General features: G+C 72.7%; 8 protein-coding genes. All 8 read left to right on the top strand.

The genetic code is table 11. The features are described 5' to 3' along the window. The first annotated feature begins 14 nt into the window (after positions 1–14). The 8 genes from AMK24_RS06580 (at position 15) to AMK24_RS06540 (ending at position 16193) form a co-directional block, all read left to right on the top strand. Entirely contained in the window at positions 15–1943 is a 1929-nt protein-coding gene (locus AMK24_RS06580) for a TIGR03960 family B12-binding radical SAM protein (RefSeq protein WP_073766008.1), read from the top strand. Positions 1944–2823: 880 nt separating this feature from the next. After that, positions 2824–3606, top strand: a complete 783-nt coding sequence (locus AMK24_RS06570; protein ID WP_073766004.1) for a TIGR03936 family radical SAM-associated protein — start codon at positions 2824–2826, stop codon at positions 3604–3606. 227 nt (positions 3607–3833) lie between these two features. Beyond that, the gene (locus AMK24_RS06565; RefSeq protein WP_073766002.1) at positions 3834–8162 is read left to right on the top strand and encodes an Rne/Rng family ribonuclease; all 4329 of its coding nucleotides are present in this window, start codon (positions 3834–3836) and stop codon (positions 8160–8162) included. A 331-nt stretch (positions 8163–8493) separates the two neighbouring features. Then, positions 8494–9612, top strand: coding sequence for a DegT/DnrJ/EryC1/StrS family aminotransferase (locus AMK24_RS06560; RefSeq protein ID WP_073766000.1), 1119 nt, complete (start codon positions 8494–8496; stop codon positions 9610–9612). Beyond that, positions 9609–10634: a Gfo/Idh/MocA family protein gene (locus AMK24_RS06555; protein ID WP_073765998.1), complete on the top strand. Its 1026-nt coding sequence runs from the start codon at positions 9609–9611 to the stop codon at positions 10632–10634. Before AMK24_RS06560 ends, AMK24_RS06555 begins: the two co-directional genes overlap by 4 nt. Then, positions 10631–12244 (top strand): glycosyltransferase family 2 protein, encoded by a 1614-nt coding sequence (locus AMK24_RS06550; RefSeq protein ID WP_073765996.1) that lies wholly within the window; start codon positions 10631–10633, stop codon positions 12242–12244. The genes AMK24_RS06555 and AMK24_RS06550 overlap by 4 nt, the downstream gene beginning before the upstream one ends. 4 nt (positions 12245–12248) lie before the next feature. Next, entirely contained in the window at positions 12249–13535 is a 1287-nt protein-coding gene (locus AMK24_RS06545; protein WP_073765994.1) for a nucleotide sugar dehydrogenase, read from the top strand. Positions 13536–13580: 45 nt separating this feature from the next. Further along, complete coding sequence (locus AMK24_RS06540; RefSeq protein WP_073765992.1) at positions 13581–16193, top strand: glycosyltransferase; 2613 nt, start codon at positions 13581–13583, stop codon at positions 16191–16193. Positions 16194–16294 lie beyond the last annotated feature (101 nt).

Raw genomic sequence — 16294 nt, 5'->3', positions numbered from 1 at the left:
CGAAGGTTCGCGAGATGTCTGCCGCATCGGTCTTCCCACAGCTCGAAGCTCTGCTCCCGCATGTGCAGAAGCCCATCCAGTACGTCGGCGGTGAGCTGAACTCCACCGTCAAGGACTGGGACAGCTGTGACGTCCGCTGGACCCTGATGTACCCCGACGCCTACGAGGTCGGGCTCCCCAATCAGGGCGTCATGATCCTCTACGAGGTACTGAACGAACGCGAGGGCGTCCTCGCGGAGCGCACGTACAGCGTGTGGCCCGACCTCGAAGAGCTGATGCGCGAGCACGACGTGCCCCAGTTCACCGTGGACAGCCACCGCCCGGTCGGCGCGTTCGACGTGTTCGGACTCAGCTTCTCCACCGAGCTGGGCTACACCAACATGCTCACCGCCCTGGACCTCGCGGGCATCCCGCTGGAGTCCAAGGACCGCACGGTGGACCACCCGATCGTCCTCGCGGGCGGCCACGCCGCGTTCAACCCCGAGCCGATCGCGGACTTCATCGACTGCGCGGTCGTCGGCGACGGCGAGCAGGCGGTCCTGGAGATCACCGAGATCATCCGCGCCTGGAAGGCCGAGGGCCGCCCCGGCGGCCGCGACGAGGTGCTGTTCCGGCTCTCGAAGACCGGCGGCGTCTACGTCCCGCGCTTCTACGACGTCGAGTACCTCCCCGACGGCCGCATCGGCCGCGTCGTGCCCAACCGGTCCGGCGTGCCGTGGCGGGTCTCCAAGCACACGGTGATGGACCTCGACGAGTGGCCCTACCCCAAGCAGCCCCTCGTCCCGCTCGCGGAGACCGTGCACGAGCGGATGTCCGTGGAGATCTTCCGCGGCTGCACCCGCGGCTGCCGTTTCTGCCAGGCCGGCATGATCACGCGCCCCGTGCGGGAGCGAAGCATCACCGGCATCGGCGAAATGGTCGACAAGGGCCTCAAGGCGACCGGCTTCGAGGAGGTCGGCCTGCTCTCGCTCTCCTCCGCCGACCACAGCGAGATCGGCGACATCGCCAAGGGCCTCGCGGACCGCTACACCGAGGACAAGATCGGTCTCTCGCTGCCCTCCACCCGCGTCGACGCGTTCAACGTGGACCTGGCCAACGAGCTGACCCGCAACGGCCGCCGCTCCGGTCTCACCTTCGCCCCCGAGGGCGGTTCCGAGCGCATGCGCAAGGTCATCAACAAGATGGTCTCGGAGGAGGACCTGATCCGCACGGTCGCCACCGCCTACGGCAACGGCTGGCGCCAGGTGAAGCTGTACTTCATGTGTGGCCTGCCCACCGAGACCGACGAGGACGTCCTCCAGATCGGCGACATGGCGGTGAACGTCATCGCCAAGGGCCGCGAGGTCTCCGGCCAGAACGACATCCGCTGCACCGTCTCCATCGGCGGGTTCGTGCCCAAGCCGCACACCCCCTTCCAGTGGGCCCCGCAGCTCAGCGCCGAGGAGACCGACGCGCGGCTGAAGAAGCTCCGGGACAAGATCCGGGACGACAAGAAGTACGGCCGCTCCATCGGCTTCCGCTACCACGACGGCAAGCCCGGCATCGTCGAGGGCCTGCTCTCGCGCGGCGACCGCCGCGTCGGCTCCGTCATCCGCGCGGTCTACGAGGCCGGCGGCCGCTTCGACGGCTGGCGCGAGCACTTCAGCTACGACCTCTGGATGAACTGCGCCGAGAAGACGCTGCCCGGCTTCGGCGTGGACGTCGACTGGTACACCACCCGCGAGCGCACCTACGAGGAGGTCCTGCCCTGGGACCACCTCGACTCCGGTCTGGACAAGGACTGGCTCTGGGAGGACTGGCAGGACGCGCTCGACGAGACCGAGGTCGAGGACTGCCGCTGGACCCCCTGCTTCGACTGCGGCGTCTGCCCGCAGCTCGACCTGGACATCCAGATCGGCCCGACCGGCAAGAAGCTCCTGCCGCTCAGCGTCGTCAACAAGTAGCGCGTCCCCGGACGCACCGCAGGCCCGGCCCGGCAACCCCGGACCGGGCCTGACGCGTCCCCCGCGGCATGGCGGACCACAGCAGGCACCGGGCGCCCCGGAGGCACGAACCGGGCGAGGGCGCCCTGACCACGCTGATCAGGATCCCGGTGCGGCTCGTCGTCCTGGTGCTCGTCCTGCCGGTCCGCATGGCCGGGGACGCGCTCACCGCGCTCCGGCACGGCGCCGACCGCGTCCTGCTGCGCCCGCTCGGCCGGGCCTGCTGTGGCTGGGGGAGGCGCTGGTCCCGACCCCGCTGGCCCGGCTGTACACCTGGGTCCTGACACCACTCGGCAAGGCCGCCCGCCGGCTGGCCGTCGCCCTTCTCCTGTGGCCCTGGACCGGCCTGTGGCGGTACGTGGTCGCCCCCGTCGCCCGCTACGGCATCGCCGCGCCGGCCGCCCGGCTGTACCGGGCCGTCCCCACTCCGCCGGGTCACGGCCTGCGCCGGATCGGCACCGCCCTGCTGGCCCCGGCCCGACGCGCCGCCGTCGAAGCGGGCCGGGCCGCCCGCGCCGCCCTCGCGAGCGCACGGGAAACCGTGCGGCGGGCGCGCCGCGACGCCTGGCGGGCGCTCGCCGGTTCCCCGGCCGCCGCACGGTCCGGGGAACCGCGAGGGATCGCTGCGCGTACTCTGGGTAGTACACCGACTGTCCCCAGCGCGGCGCAGGCGACCGAGACCCCTCCGGGCGGCGAGAAACTCGTCGAGCGGGGGCGGGCCGGAGCGGCACCCCGGGGCGACCCGAAATCTCGTGGGCGGCGCGCCACCGCGCCCGCCCCGCACCGAGGAGAAGAACCACTGGGCAAGCGACAGCCCGAAGGCCCGCCGCCCGCACCGGCAGTGCAGCGCATCCGCTTGCGCTACACGAAGCGCGGCCGCCTCCGGTTCACCAGTCACCGAGACTTCCAGCGGGCCTTCGAGCGGGCACTGCGCCGCTCCGAGGTGCCGATGGCGTACTCCGCGGGCTTCACCCCGCACCCCAAGGTCTCCTACGCCAACGCCGCACCCACCGGCACGGGCAGCGAGGCCGAGTTCCTGGAGATCGCCCTCACCGAGGCGCGTGACCCCGACACCCTGCGCGCCATGCTCGACGCCTCGATGCCCACCGGCCTCGACATCGTCGACGCGGTGGAGGCCCGGACATCCGGCCTGGCCGAACGGCTCACCGCCTCCGTCTGGGAGATGCGCCTCGACGGCGTCGACGCCGAGGACGCCCGCCCCGCGGTGGCCGCCTTCAACGCCGCCGGGAGCGTCGAGGTCCAGCGCAAGGCGAAGAACGGCATCCGGACCTTCGACGCCCGCGCGGCCGTCGCCGACCTGCGGGTCGTGGACGCTCCGGCCGATAGGCCGGGCGAGCGGCCCTGTGCGATACTGCGCCTGGTTGTGCGGCACGTGACACCTGCCGTGCGACCCGACGACGTCCTGTCCGGTCTCCGAGCTGTGGCCGACCTGGCGCCGCCTGTCCCCGCCGCGGTGACCAGGCTGGCGCAGGGGCTCTTCGACGAGGAGTCCGGCACGGTGACCGACCCGCTCGCGCCCGACCGCGAGGCCGCCCCGACCGCATATCCCGCGGTCGCCGGGGCAGCCGTCGCGACGGCGCCGGAAGGTGCAGGTTCCGCGTAAGGCGGTCGTCGTAGCGCAGCCCTCCGACTCGGGAGCCACCTGGGTCGGGCCGCGCACTGACCCACAAGACTTTCGCCAGGCCGTACGCACACCGCATACGGAACCGGCGAGCCAGACATCAGCTCCCGTGCGGCGCCCGCGCCCCGGACGGCGGTATCGCACCACTGCGGACCGGCCGGACCGGAATCCGACGCGGCGCCCGGGAGCACGACGGGAGAAACGCCCGCATGCCTCAGCCGAACGAACCCGGCACGACCGGGAACAACGAAGAGAACACCCCCGGCGACAAGCTGCCGCCGCGCCGCAGGCGCCGCGCCGCCTCCCGCCCGGCCGGCCCGCCCGGCGGCGCCGCGCCCGCCGCCGAGGACGTCACGCCGGCCATACCGGCCGCTGAGACCGCCGCCCCGGCAGCCGACGACACGCCCGGGGAGACGGTCACCGAAACCGCCGCGCCCGCCCGCGCCCGCCGCCGTGCCGTGCGCAAGTCCACCGCCCCCGCCGGCGCCCCGCAGCAGGCGGAGCCCGTCGAGCCGGCGCCCGCGGCGGCCGCCGAGCCCGCACCCGCCGCGGAGGCCCCCGTGCGGCCCGCCGCCGACGAGGAGCCTGCCGCGCCCGCGCCGCGCACCCGCCGCCGTGCGGTCCGCAAGGCGACGGCTCCGGCCGGTCCGCCGGAGGCCGCCGAGACCGTCGAGGCGCTGGCCGAGGACGCCGCCGCGCCCGACCCCGAGGAAGAGGCCGTGGCCGCCGTGGAGATCCCCGACGAGGCCCCGGCGCCCCGCCGCCGCCGCGCCTCCCGCAAGGCCACCTCCCCGGCCGGCGCTCCGCAGTCCGCCGAGGCCGCCGTCGTGGTGGAGCCCACCGTCGCGGAGGCCGCCCCGGCCGCCGAGCCCGAGCCCGCCGTCGCGGAGGCCGCGCCCGCCGCCGAGCCGGCCGCCCCGCGTGGCCGTACCCGCCGCCGCGCCTCCGCCCCGGCCGGCGCCCCGCAGGCCGCCGCGCCCGTGAGCGAGCCGCAGCCGGCCGCCGAGGCCGAGGCCGCCGAGCCCGAGGCGCTCGAAGCCGAGACCGCCGAAGAGGCCCCGGCCCCGCGCGCCCGCCGCAGGACGTCCCGCAAGGCCTCCGCGCCCGCCGGTCCGCCGCAGCCGACCGAGCCCGCCGAGTCCGCCGCCGTCGCGGAGGAGCCCGCCGAGTCCGGCGAGAGCCTGCCCGCCGCCGTCGCCGAGGAGCTCGCCGCCGAGGTGGACGAGGTCGAGGAGGCCGCCCCGCGCGGACGCCGCCGTCGCCGGGCCACCGCCACCGCCGGCAGCCCCGAGTTCACCGCGAAGACCGAGGAGCCGACCCGGAAGAGCCGACGGGCGACGCGCCCCGCCGTCGCCGTCTTCCAGGCCCCGGTCTTCGCCGAGCCGATGTTCCAGACCCCCGAGACGGCCGCCGCCGCGGCTGCCGCCGCCGGCTCCGCGTACGACGAGGCCGACGAGGCCGACGAGGTCGAGGCACAGCCCGCGGTCGAGCCCGCGCAGAGCGCCGCGCCCGCGCCGCAGGGCGGCTCGCGCCGCCGTCGCCGCCGCCGCGGCGAGTCCGACGCCGCCGAGCAGGCCGCCGAGCCCGCCGCTGCGGTGGAGGCGCCCGCCGACGAGGCCCCCGAGGCCGAGCCGGAGGAGCACGAAGGCGACGACGCCGACGAGTACGGCGACCGCCCCTCGCGCCGCCGTCGCCGGGGCGGCCGCCGCCGCCGTCGCGGTGAGGCCCACGACCTGGACGACGAGCAGCACACCGACGACGCGCCCGCCGAGCCCCGCGCCGAGGAGCCCCGCTCCGAGGACGAGCAGGACGGGGGCCGCGGCCGGACCCAGGAGGCCGCCGACGAGGACGACGAGGACGACGACTCCTCGGCCTCCGGTTCGAGCAGCAGCTCCCGCCGTCGCCGCCGTCGCCGCCGCCGCAGCGGTGACGCCGTCGCCGACGCCGAGCACGGCACCGCCGACGACCCGGAGCGCACGGTCGTCAAGGTCCGCGAGCCCCGCAAGAAGGAGGAGCGCGAGCCGGGCACCGGCTTCGACGAGGTCCAGTCCATCAAGGGCTCGACCCGGATGGAGGCCAAGAAGCAGCGCCGCCGCGAGGGCCGCGAGCAGGGCCGCCGCCGGGTTCCGATCATCACCGAGGCGGAGTTCCTCGCCCGCCGCGAGGCCGTCGAGCGGGTGATGGTCGTCCGCCAGAACGGCGAGCGCACCCAGATCGGCGTCCTCGAGGACAACGTGCTCGTCGAGCACTACGTCAACAAGGAGCAGTCCACCAGCTACGTCGGCAACGTCTACCTGGGCAAGGTCCAGAACGTGCTGCCGTCCATGGAGGCCGCCTTCGTCGACATCGGCAAGGGCCGCAACGCCGTCCTGTACGCCGGGGAGGTCAACTTCGAGGCGCTCGGCATGGCCCACGGGCCGCGCCGCATCGAGACCGCCCTCAAGTCCGGCCAGTCGGTCCTGGTCCAGGTCACCAAGGACCCGATCGGCCACAAGGGCGCGCGGCTGACCAGCCAGGTCTCGCTGCCCGGCCGCTACCTGGTGTACGTGCCCGAAGGCTCGATGACCGGGATCAGCCGCAAGCTGCCCGACACCGAGCGCTCCCGCCTGAAGACGATCCTCAAGAAGATCGTTCCCGAGGACGCGGGCGTCATCGTGCGCACCGCCGCCGAGGGCGCGAGCGAGGACGAGCTGCGCCGTGACGTCGAGCGGCTCCAGCAGCAGTGGGAGGAGATCCAGAAGAAGGCCAAGGGCACCAGCTCCTCCAACGCACCCACGCTGCTCTACGGCGAGCCGGACATGACCGTCCGGGTGGTCCGCGACATCTTCAACGAGGACTTCTCCAAGGTCATCGTCAGCGGCGACGAGGCATGGGAGACCATTCACGGGTACGTCTCGCACGTCGCGCCCGACCTCACCGATCGGCTCTCCCGCTGGACCTCCGAGGTCGACGTCTTCGCGACGTACCGCATCGACGAGCAGCTGATGAAGGCGCTGGACCGCAAGGTCTACCTGCCCAGCGGCGGTTCGCTGGTGATCGACAAGACCGAGGCGATGGTCGTCGTCGACGTCAACACCGGCAAGTTCACCGGCCAGGGCGGCAACCTGGAGGAGACCGTCACCAGGAACAACCTGGAGGCGGCCGAGGAGATCGTGCGCCAGCTGCGGCTGCGCGACCTCGGCGGCATCGTCGTCGTCGACTTCATCGACATGGTGCTGGAGTCCAACCGGGACCTGGTCCTGCGCCGGCTCCTGGAGTGCCTGGGCCGTGACCGCACCAAGCACCAGGTCGCCGAGGTCACCTCGCTCGGCCTGGTCCAGATGACCCGCAAGCGGGTGGGCCAGGGGCTCCTGGAGTCCTTCTCCGAGACCTGCGTCCACTGCAACGGGCGCGGTGTCATCGTCCACATGGAGCAGCCGACGTCCGTCGGCGGCGGTGGCGGCGGCAAGAAGTCCAAGAAGCGCCGCGGTGGTGCGGGCCAGGACCACGAGCACGGTCACGACCACGGCGCCGAGGACCACGCGTCCGCCGAGCCCGTGGAGACCGAGACGGAGGCCGAGCTGGCCGCCGAGGTCGCCGCCCCGGTGGCCGTGGAGCCCGCGGTCGGGGAGGACGACGAGTTCTACGGCAGCCCCGCCGAGGCGGAGGCGGCCGCCACGCGCGGCCGTGGCCGCCGCCGTGCCTCCCGCAGGGCGTCCGCCCCGGTCGGCGCCCCGAAGGCCGAGGCGGCTGCCGAGGCCCCCGCCACCGAGCCGGTCCGCGACACGCCCGCCGAGGCTCCGGCCGTCGAAGCCCCCGTGGCCGAGACCCCGGCCGCGGAAGCGCCCGCTGCCGAGGTCCCGGCCGAGGCCGCGCCCCAGGGCCGTACGCGTCGGCGGGCCACCCGCAAGGCGACCGCCCCGGCGGGCGCGCCGAAGCAGGCCGAGGCGGCGGAGCCGCTTCAGCCGGCCGAGCCCGCTGCGGACCCGGTCGCGGTCGAGGACCCGGTGGTCGAGCCGCCGGCCGCCGAGGTTCCGGCTCCGACGGCGTCCGACGCACCGGCCGCGTCCGAGGCTCCGGAGGCATCCGAGGCTCCGGCGGAGGAGGCCCCCGAGGCCGAGGCCCCCGTGGCCGCCCCGCCGCGTGCCCGGCGCCGGGTGACCCGCAAGGTCACCGCTCCGGCGGGTTCGCCCACCGGATCGGCCGACGCGGCGATCGTCGTGGTCGACTCGGCCTCCGAGGCGAAGGCCCCGGCTTCCGGAGCCCCGGTTTCCGAGGTCCCGGTCTCCGAGGGAACGCCGGGAAGCGGAACGGCGGAGTCCGAATCCGAGGAAGCCGCCCCGGCGAAGAAGGCGGCCCGCAAGACGGCCGCCAAGAAGGCCCCGGCCAAGAAGGCGGCGGCCAAGAAGACGGCGGCCAAGAAGACCACCGCCAAGAAGACGACGACGAAGACCGCCGCGAAGAAGACGACGAAGAAGACCGTCGCCGCCGAGCAGCAGTCGTCGCCGTCCGTGACGGCTCCCGCGTCTTCCGGGGAGGGCGAGTCGTCGGCCGGCTGACACATCCGTGACCGGTTGTTCGTTTTCAGGCGTCCCGCTCCGAGCACATGGGGGCGGGACGCCTGTTTTGTTTCGGAACTGATGCAAGCGTTGGTTAACCGGCCCGAAATGGGTCGAGAAATCCCTGATAATGTGACGGCGGTTGCCATGCCGGTGGATGTGCTCCACGGGAACTACGGTTGGTGACAGGCCCGGTGACACGACCGGGCCGCCATTCCTCGGCAGGGCGTCGGCATCGCGCCGGTGGGGTTTCGCGCGACCTCGGTAAGACGTCCCGCACCTCAAAGCTCTGCCTGGTAACGAGCTCTTGCGGTGTTCAAGGAGGACGTCCATGACGAGCATCAACGAGCAGCCGATCCCTGCTGCCCGTCCGGTCATCGGGGAAGACGAGATCGAGGCCGCGGTGCGCGTGCTGCGCAGCGGCCGCGTCGTGCAGGGCCCCGAGGTCGCGGCTTTCGAGGAGGGCTTCTCGCGCCTGGTCGACGGCCGGCACTGCGTCGCCGTCAACTCGGGCACCTCGGCCCTCCACCTGCTCCTTCTCGCCCTGGGCATCGGTCCGGGCGACGAGGTGATCGTCCCCTCCTTCTCCTTCGCCGCCTCCGCGAACGCGGTCCGCCTCGTCGGCGCCGACGTCGTGTTCGCCGACATCGAGCCGGGCAGCTTCGGCCTCGACCCGGCGGCGGTCGAAGCCGCGATCACGCCGCGCACCGCCGCGATCATGCCCGTCCACCTCTACGGCCACCCCGCCGCGATGGACAAGCTCATGCCCATCGCGGAGAAGCACAAGCTCGCCGTCGTCGAGGACGCCTGCCAGGCCCACGCCGCCGCGCTGAACGGCACCCCGGTCGGCGCCTTCGGCGCGGGCGGCACCTTCAGCTTCTACCCGACCAAGAACATGCACTCGCTCGAGGGCGGCATGGTCAGCACGGCCGACGCCGAACTGGCCCGCACCCTGCGCCTGCTGCGCAACCAGGGCATGGAGCAGCGGTACGCCAACGAGATCGTCGGCGCCAACATGCGGATGACCGACGTGTCCGCCGCCGTCGGCCGCGTACAGCTCGCCAAGCTGGAGGGCTGGACCGAGCAGCGCCGCGCCAACGCCGCGTACCTCGACGCCCACATCACCGCGCCGAACGTCATCACGCCGCCGGTGGCCGAGGGCGCCCGGCACATCTACCACCAGTACACCGTGCGCATCCAGGGTGACCGGGACGCCGCGATGGCCCGGCTCACCGAGGCGGGCGTCGGCAACGCGGTCTACTACCCGACGCCGATCCACCGGCTCAAGCCCTACTGGGAGCCGGACCAGAAGGCGGGCCGCACCTGGGACCTGCCCGAGACCGAGAAGGCCGCCGCCGAGGTCGTCTCGCTGCCCGTCCACCCCTCGCTCACCGAGGGCGACCTGGCGCGCATCGTGACCGCCGTGAACTCCCTGGGGGAGAGCCTGTGAGCGCCGTACTGAAAGCCGGTCTCGTCGGCCTCGGTTCCATGGGCCGCCACCACGCCCGGGTCCTCGCCGGCCTGGAGGGCGTCGAGCTGGTCGGCGTCGTCGACCCGATGGGCGACAAGAACGGCTGGGCCCAGGGCGCCCCCGTCCTGTCCACCGTCGAGGAGCTGATCGCCCTCGGCATCGACTACGCCGTCGTCGCCTGCCCGACCGCGCTGCACGAGGAGGTCGGCCTCCAGCTCGCCGACGCCGGGATCTGCGCCCTGATCGAGAAGCCGCTCGCGGACACCGTCGAGGGCGCCCGCCGCCTCGTCGACGCCTTCGAGTCGCGCGGCCTGGTGGCCGGCGTCGGCCACATCGAGCGCTGCAACCCGGCCCTCCTCTCGCTCCGCGCCCGCCTGGAGGCCGGCGAGCTGGGCGACGTCTACCAGGTCGTCACCCGCCGCCAGGGCCCCTTCCCGCACCGGATCGCGGACGTCGGCGTGGTCAAGGACCTCGCCACGCACGACATCGACCTGACGGGCTGGGTCACCGGCCAGGCGTACACCTCGATCGCCGCGCACACCGTCTCCAAGTCGGGCCGCCCGCACGAGGACATGGTCTCCGCGGTGGGCCAGCTCTCCGACGGCACCATGGTCAACCACCTGGTCAACTGGCTGAGCCCGCTCAAGGAGCGGTTCACCTCGGTCACCGGCGAGCGCGGCTGCTTCATCGCCGACACCCTCACCGCCGACCTCACCTTCCACTCCAACGCCGCGGTCACCACCGAATGGGAGGCGCTGCGCGCCTTCCGCGGGGTCTCCGAGGGCGACATGGTCCGCTACGCCATTCCCAAGCGCGAGCCGCTGCTCGTCGAGCACGAACTGTTCCGCGACGCGGTACGGGGCCTGCCCGCCGACATCTGCACCCTGCGGCAGGGGCTGCGCACCGTCGAGGTGGCGGCGGCGGTGCTGCGTTCGGCGTCCACCGGACTCTCGGTCCCGTTGCAGGACGAGGACCTCCTCGCCGCGGAGGTGGCCAGTTGACCGAGCCGGCGGTCACCGTCGTCGTCGCCGTGTACAACACCATGCCCTATCTCACCGAGTGCCTGAACTCGCTCGTGGGGCAGAGCATCGGCAAGGAGCGGCTCGAGGTCATCGCCGTGGACGACGGGTCCACGGACGACAGCGGCAAGGAACTGGACCGGTTCGCGGAGCTGTACCCCGGCACGGTCAAGGTCCTTCACCAGGCGAACTCCGGCGGTCCGGCCGCTCCCAGCAACCGCGCGCTGGAGCTGGCGACCGGCCGTTACGTCTACTTCATCGGCTCCGACGACCACCTCGGCGAGGAGGCGCTGGAGCGGATGGTCGCCTGCGCCGACGCCAACGGGTCCGACGTGGTCATCGGCAAGATGGTCGGCACCAACGGGCGCTACGTCCACCAGAAGCTGTACACCGGGAACCGGGACGTCACCCTCGACGACCCCGCGCTTCCCTTCACGCTGGCCAACACCAAACTGTTCCGCCGGGAGCTGGTGGAGAAGCACAAGCTCCGCTTCCCCGAGGACATGCCGGTCGGCAGCGACCAGCCGTTCACCATCGAGGCGTGCGTCCGGGCCCGGAAGATCTCCGTGATCTCCGACTACACCTGCTACTACGCGGTCAAGCGCGGCGACGCCAGCAACATCACCTACCGGGCGGACCACCTGGCCCGGCTCCGCTGCGTCCAGCGGATCATGGAGCACACGGCCGCGCTGATCCCCGCCGGTACGCGGCGCGACGCTGTGTTCAAGCGGCATTTCGACTGGGAGCTGACCAAGCTCCTGCAGGAGGACTTCCCCCTGCTCGACGCCGACACCCGCCGCGAGGTGTGCGAGGGCGTCGGCGCGCTGGTGGACGCGTACTTCACCGACGGCCTGCGGGACCGCACCGGCGTCAAGCGCCGGGTGCGCTTCGGCCTCGCCCGCAGCGGCGCGGTCGAGGAGCTGACCCGCGCCATCGCGGAGGAGGACGAGCACGGGCCCCCGCCCTTCCTGCTGGAGGGTCGGAGGGCCTTCGCCGCCTACCCGGGCTTCCGGGATCCGGCGGTCGGCCTGGACGAGCGCTGGTACGAGGCCCGCGAGACGGTCGCGGGCAGACTCGCGTCCGGCACCACGCTGGAGTCGGCGCGGTGGGAGCAGAGCGGCGAGCAGCTCACCCTCGCCCTGGAACTGCGACTCGGTGTCGTCGGCGACACGTCGTCGGCCGTGGTCGTCCTCGCGCAGGGCGCCATGCCGAAGACCGCCGACAAGGCCGGTGCCCGCAAGCTGCCCGCGGACGCCGCGCGCCCGAAGGCGGTCGGAGAGTTCGCCCGGGAGCCCGCCGAGGACGGCACGGGCACCCTGCTGAGCGCCCGCATCCCGATCGAGCCGGTCCGGGCCAAGCGCGGCGTGCGCGTCCACGTCGACGTCGCCGGCTCCACGTACGAGATCCCCGTCCGCACCGAGGGCCTGCCGATGCCGTTGGCGCGTCGTTGGGGCAGCCGTACCCCCTACCGGGTGGCGGCGCGCCCCAACTCCAAGGGGCGACTCGTGATCACGACGGCCCCCTTGTGGGAACCGAAGCCCAGCGTGGGCGCGCGGCTGCGCCGAACGCTGTCAAGGTCGAAGAGGAAGTAACCCGATGAACATCTGTGTAGTCGCGCTCGGCAAGATCGGGCTTCCGCTCGCCGTGCAGTTCGCCGCCAAGGGCCACCGGGTCATCGGCGCGGACGTCAACGAGAGGGTCGTCGAACTCGTCAACGCGGCCACCGAGCCGTTCCCCGGCGAGCACGACCTCGACGTGAAGCTCAAGGAGACCGTCGGCGCCGGTCTGCTCTCCGCCACGACGGACACCACGGCCGCGGTCGCCGCGTCCGACGCCGTCGTGGTCGTCGTCCCGCTCTTCGTGGACGCCGAGGGAACCCCGGACTTCGGGTGGATGGACGCCGCCACCCGGGCCATCGCGGCGGGCCTGAAGCCCGGCACGCTGGTCAGCTACGAGACCACGCTGCCGGTGGGCACCACCCGTACGCGCTGGGCGCCGATGCTGGCCGAGGGCTCCGGCCTGACCCCCGGCGAGGACTTCCACCTGGTCTTCTCGCCGGAGCGGGTGCTCACCGGCCGGGTCTTCGCCGACCTGCGCCGCTACCCCAAGCTCGTCGGCGGCATCGACGAGGCGTCCGCCGCGGCCGGCGTCGCCTTCTACGAGTCCGTGCTCGACTTCGACGAGCGCGAGGACCTGCCCCGCCCCAACGGCGTCTGGGACCTCGGCACGGCGGAGGCGTCCGAGCTGGCGAAGCTCGCCGAGACCACCTACCGCGACGTCAACATCGGCCTGGCCAACCAGTTCGCCCGGTTCGCCGACCAGAACGACATCGACGTCAAGAAGGTCATCGAGGCCTGCAACAGCCAGCCCTACAGCCACATCCACCAGCCCGGCATCGCCGTCGGCGGCCACTGCATCCCGATCTACCCGCGGATGTACCTGTGGAACGACCCGGAGGCGACCGTCGTGCGCTCGGCCCGCGAGGCCAACGCCGCGATGCCCGCCTACGCCGTCGACCTGCTGGCCGCCGCCTACGGCGACCTGGACGGCGTCGGGGTCCTGGTGCTGGGCGCGGCCTACCGCGGCGGCGTCAAGGAGACCGCGTTCTCCGGCGTCTTCGGCGTCGTCGAGGCCCTGAAGGCGCGCGGCGCGGTGCCGTTCGTCTCGGACCCGATGTACACCCCCGAGGAGCTGACCGCCCTGGGTCTCGTCCCGCACGACGGCCACCAGGCCGTCACCGCCGCGATCCTCCAGGCCGACCACGCCGAGTACCGCGAGCTGTCCGCCGCCGACCTCCCGGACGTCCGCGTCCTGGTCGACGGCCGCCGCACCACGGACCCGGCCAACTGGGCGGGCGTGCGCCGCGTGGTCATCGGTGGTTGAAATGATATGTCCGGAATAGAGCTTTTGTCGTGTAAGGATTGAAGCATGTCAACATCTGTAGCCCGCCCCAAACTTGCCGTCATCGTCGCCAACGGCATCACTGGGGACTCCCGGGTGCAGAAGACGGCGCTCGCCGCGGCGCGCGCCGGGTGGGACGTCACTCTCATCGGTCGCAGCTCGTCCAAGCACACGGAACGTTCCTGGTTCGGACCGGTCAAGGTCGTTCGGGTACCGGTCTCTTCGCACATCAAGCGTCGTGTGGCGGCCCGTGCCGGTCAGGGGACCGCCCGCGCCCACCTGACGCAGTTCGGTATCAAGGACCGCGCCGCCCTGGAGCAGTTGCGCGCCGCGCACAGCACCTGGGTACGGGAGAAGACCGCCAGGATCGGGTGGCTGAGCCAGTCCCCGGCCTACACCGTCCCGGCGGCGGTGGGCCTCAAGGCAGTGGTGCGTGCCCGGCGCAGCGCGCACAAGCTGCGGATGAAGGCGTACAAGTGGGAGGAGCGGCGCAAGCCCGAGCAGCAGCCCACGGGCGAGTGGCGCAAGGACTGGCCGGCCCTGCTCGACATCGACCTCGCGTTCGGTCCCGTCATCGAGAAGCTCGCGCCCGACGTCATCCACGCCAACGACATCACCGCGATCAACGTGGGGGCCATGGCCGCGGCACGGCTGCGGGCGAGCGGACGCAAGTGCGCCTGGCTCTACGACGCCCACGAGTACGTCGCGGGGGTCGAGTGGCCCCAGCCGCGGATGGACAGCGCCTTCCCCGCCGTGGAGAAGGAGTTCATCGCCAAGGCCGACGCGGTGGTGACGGTCTCCCCGGAGATCGCCGAGGTCATCCGCAAGGATTACGGCCTGGCCAAGACGCCTCTGGTGGTTCGCAACACCCCGATCCGCGAGACGATCGGGGGAGCCGGCGGACGGGTGTCGGTCCGCCAGGCCTGCGGTCTGGGCGACGATGTCCCGCTGATGGTGTACTCCGGGTGGATCTCCTCCGAACGCGGCCTCGGCACCGCCGTGGAGGGCCTGGCCCAGCTGCCCGGCCACCACCTCGCGATCGTCGCCGGAAAGCGCAGCCCGGAGCTGGTGAGGCTGCTCGCCCTGGCCGAGGAGACCGGCGTACGGGACCGGATCCATGTGGTGCCCTACGTGGCCCAGCACGAGGTGGCGGATTACCTCTCCACCGCCGACCTGGGACTGATCTGCTCCCAGCGGACGATCAACTACGAGCTGTCGCTGCCGACCAAGACGGCCGAGTACCTGCACGCGGGACTGCCGATCATCGCCAGCGACGTGCAGACCCTCAGCGCGTTCGTGCGCGAGCACGGGGTCGGCCAGGTGTTCGTCTCCGGCGACGCGGACTCGTTCGCCGAGGCCGTCACGCGCGGTTTCGCGCACATCGCGGACATGAAGGGGCACATCAGCGAGGACATCCTCACCGAGCTCTCCTGGGAGCATCAGTGCGAGGGCCTGATGGCGCTCTACAGCGACATCTCGGGTCTCACCCCGCCCCCCGCCGAGCCGGGGTTCTCCTGGGAGGCCGTCGAACGCGCGGTCACCGCCGCCGACGCGGACGAGCAGCCGCGCGCGGAGCTGGAGCGAGGCTGGACCCCGCTCGGCAAGACCCCGATCAAGCTCGGCCTCGCCCCGGCCAACTACGCCGGGCAGCTCGCCGCCTTCGCCCAGGCCGTCACCCGTCAGCGCGCCGACGTCTCGGCGGAAGTGGTGAAGCACCGCACGGCGCGGACCCACGACTACCCCGCCGACGTCTACGTCGACGGCAAGACCCTCAAGAACCTCGACGTCCAGCTCGAACAGGTGCAGCGGATCCTGCCGCGCTACACGCACCTCATCGCCGACGCCTTCCGCCCCGTCTTCGGCGGGCTCAACGGCGACAGCATCGAGGGCGACCTGCCCGCGCTCCGCAAGGGAAAGGTGAAGGTCGCGCTGCTCGCCCACGGCAGCGAGGTCCGCGACCCCGCGCTTCACCGGCAGCGCAACCCGTACTCCCTCTTCCTCGACGCGCCCGAAGGCTACGAGGAGAAGCTCGCCGCCATCGCGGAGCAGAATCGTCGCATCGCACGTGAGAGCGGTCTTCCGGTCTTCGTCACGACGCCCGATCTGCTGCTCGACCTGCCGATGGCGACCTGGGCGCCGCTCGTCGTCGACGTCGACGCCTGGGCCTGCGACCGGCCGGTCATGGAGCGCGAGCGCCCGGTGGTCCTGCACGCCCCCTCGGCACGCTGGACCAAGGGCACCGACCGGGTGCTGCCGGTGCTCCAGGACCTCCACGACCGCGGCCGGATCGATTTCCGGCTGGCGGAGCAGGTCTCCTGGAACACCGTCCGGGAGATGGTGATGGAGGCGGACATCATCATCGACCAGTTCGCCATCGGTACCTACGGCACGTTCGCCTGCGAGGGCATGGCCGCCGGCAAGCCCGTCGTCGCGTACCTCGACAAGGAGTCGATCGCCGCGTGCGGGGTGACTCCGCCGATCGTCAACGCGACCCCGGAGACGCTGGACTCCGTCATGGAGGCCCTGCTCGCCGACCGCGAGGGCACGGCGCGGCTCGGCGTCGAGTCGGCGGCGTTCGCGCGGAAGTACCACGACGGCACCGCCACGGCACGTGCGCTGGACGCCTTCCTGACCCGTTAGGGCGTCTCCGGCGGGACGCGCCCGGGGAGAGGAACCGCGTCCGGCCCCCAGTGAACAGGAGAACTCCCCGGCCGCCTCGGCCGGGGAGTTCTCCTGTTCAC

It is taken from the genome of Streptomyces sp. CB02366, assembly GCF_001905905.1.
Taxonomy (GTDB): Bacteria; Actinomycetota; Actinomycetes; order Streptomycetales; family Streptomycetaceae; genus Streptomyces.
This window is presented reverse-complemented; position numbering and strand designations above follow the sequence as displayed.